The sequence below is a fragment of the Bacillus sp. AFS012607 genome, from assembly GCF_002558005.1.
GTDB classification, from domain to species: Bacteria; Bacillota; Bacilli; order Bacillales; family Bacillaceae_G; genus Bacillus_A; species Bacillus_A thuringiensis_S.
On sequence record NZ_NTVM01000124.1, the window covers coordinates 1 to 2,605 of the forward strand.

Below are 2,605 nucleotides of genomic sequence, written 5' to 3' on the forward strand. Positions count from 1 at the left end.
AATGCCATTTCATGAACAATGTTGTCAATCTGCTCTTGTGTAAAACTTTCTAATGCTTGTAAAGCTTGTTGACCGTTATTTACTAACGTATCAATCATCTCTTTTACCTCTTGCATTTCATTTACAACTTTCTCTTTGACTACCATGTAAATTTCCTCCTATTCTGTTATCACGGTCTTTATAAGTCCCTATAGGTCATAATAAGTCCCGATTAGCGAAAAAAAATAGAGTTACCGTCCTACATGAATCCCATTGTTTGTGAAACACTTCACAAGTTTACTCGTGAATAACATTTCATGAATTCAATATACATGAAATCATTTCATTTGTGTATGTATAATTTGTGAAATATTTCACAAATTAACATAATAAAAAATGCACTGCTCCACATTAGCAGTGCATTTTTTATTACGCTAGCGCTTGTGCTAAATCTTCAATTAAATCTTCACCATCTTCAATACCGACAGAAATACGAATTAATGTATCTGTAATTCCTAATTCTTTACGGCGATCTGCTGGGATTGATGCATGTGTCATTTGAGATGGGATAGAAATTAAACTTTCTACTGCTCCTAAGCTTTCAGCAAGTGTAAAGTATTGCAGTTTCTCAAGTACTTTATTTAATGTTTCCTCACTATCTACATCAAACGAAATAATAGCACCAAATCCATTTGCTTGTTCTGTTGCTAATTCGTGGTTTTGATGTGATTCAAGACCTGGGTAATATACTTTATTTACTTTTGGATGATTATTTAAAAATTCAGCAATAGCGCGTGAATTCGTTTCATGTTCTTCCATACGAATTCCTAATGTTTTTAAACCGCGAAGTAGTAAGAAGCTATCTTGTGGTCCAAGAATACCTCCTGTTGAGTTTTGTACAAAGTGAAGGTCTTCTGCTAGTTGTGGGCTATTTACCACTACTAGACCTGCAACTACGTCACTATGACCTCCTAAATATTTCGTTGCACTATGAAGTACAATGTCTGCTCCTAAAGAAATCGGCGACTGCCAATATGGCGTCATGAATGTATTATCAATAATTGTTAATAAATCTTTCTCTTTAGCAAGAGTAGATATTTTCTTAATATCAGTAATTTTTAGTAATGGGTTCGTTGGTGTTTCCACATAGATCGCTTTCGTATTTGGACGAATTGCTTCTACAACTTCCTCTAAGTTTGTTGTGTCTACAAATGTATGTTCAATACCGAAGCGGTTTAATACTTTCGTAATAACACGATACGTTCCACCATAAACATCATCTGTTAAAATAACGTGGTCACCTTTTGAGAACAACATAATTGTCGCTGTAATAGCAGCCATTCCAGAACCGAATGCAAATCCAGCATGACCATTTTCTAATACGGCAATCATTTCTTCTAAAGCTGCACGTGTTGGGTTACCTGTACGTGAATATTCATATCCTTGATGCTTACCAACCGCTTCTTGTTTGTACGTACTTGTTTGATAGATCGGTACGTTTACAGATCCAGTTGAAGGTTCTCCTATGCGAATACCATGAATTAACTTTGTCTTTGCTCTCATTTTTTATTCCCATCCTTTGTATATGTCTTTACTTAAATAGCGCTCACTACTATCAGGAAAAATGGTTACAATATTTGTACCTGGTGCTGCCTTCTCTGCCTCAAGTAAGCTCGCATGAAATGCTGCTCCTGAAGAGCTCCCAACGAGAAGTCCTTCTTTTTGCGCTAATTCTTTCACTCGTAAAAATGCATTTCGATCAGAAATCGTATGAATTTCATCAAAATAAGATGTCTTCAAAAATGGCGGGATAAATTCCAGTCCAATTCCTTCGGTCTCATGTGAACCAGCCTTACCACCATTTAAAATAGATCCTTCTGGCTCTACGATAACTGTTTTAATATCTATATTTTTTTCTTTCAAATAAGATGCAGTCCCCATAAACGTACCGCCAGTTCCTGCTCCAGCAACAAATATGTTAATCTCTCCATTCAGTGCATCCCAAAGTTCAGGACCTAGTGTTTTGAAATAAGCACGCGGGTTTGCTTCATTCGCAAACTGACTTGGAGAGTATGAATTCGGTATTTCATTTACTAATTCTTTTGCTTTTGCAATTGCACCGGTCATTCCTTGCTCAGTCGGTGTATGCACGACCGTTGCACCTAGTGCTTTCATTAATTCTTGTTTTTCAATACTAAATTTCTCTGGTACACAAACGATAACACGTAAATCATGTTCTAATGCTGCAAGTGCCAGTCCAATACCAGTATTCCCAGCAGTCGGTTCAATAATTGTTCCACCTTGGGTAACAAGCCCTTTTTCTAGCGCATCTTCGATTAATTCTCTTCCTAAACGATCCTTAACGCTTCCGCCTGGGTTATAAAATTCAAGCTTTGCAAATAAGCGGACCCCTTTCGGAAGTGAAAAACGAGTAATTTCTACAATTGGTGTATGACCAATTAACTCATGAACTCCACGATATACATTCATCGTGTTCTCCCCCTTGTTTGCCAATAAAGAAAAGGCAACTGTATGTATTTTCTTTATATGAGACAGTTGCCTTTTTGTTACATTACTTTAACTCTTCTAACACTTTTACGATAAAGTTTGTAGAATGAAGAGCTGC

2 protein-coding genes are annotated in these 2,605 nt (G+C 36.6%); both read right to left on the minus strand.

Translation table 11 applies throughout. The features are described 5' to 3' along the window. Positions 1-408: 408 nt before the first annotated feature. Positions 409-1,542: a bifunctional cystathionine gamma-lyase/homocysteine desulfhydrase gene (locus CN409_RS31230; protein WP_001201921.1), complete on the minus strand. Its 1,134-nt coding sequence runs from the start codon at positions 1,540-1,542 to the stop codon at positions 409-411. Positions 1,543-1,545: 3 nt separating this feature from the next. After that, on the minus strand, positions 1,546-2,469 hold the full coding sequence (locus tag CN409_RS31235; protein WP_001103877.1) for an O-acetylserine dependent cystathionine beta-synthase: 924 nt from the start codon (positions 2,467-2,469) through the stop codon (positions 1,546-1,548). Between the last annotated feature and the right edge of the window lie 136 nt (positions 2,470-2,605).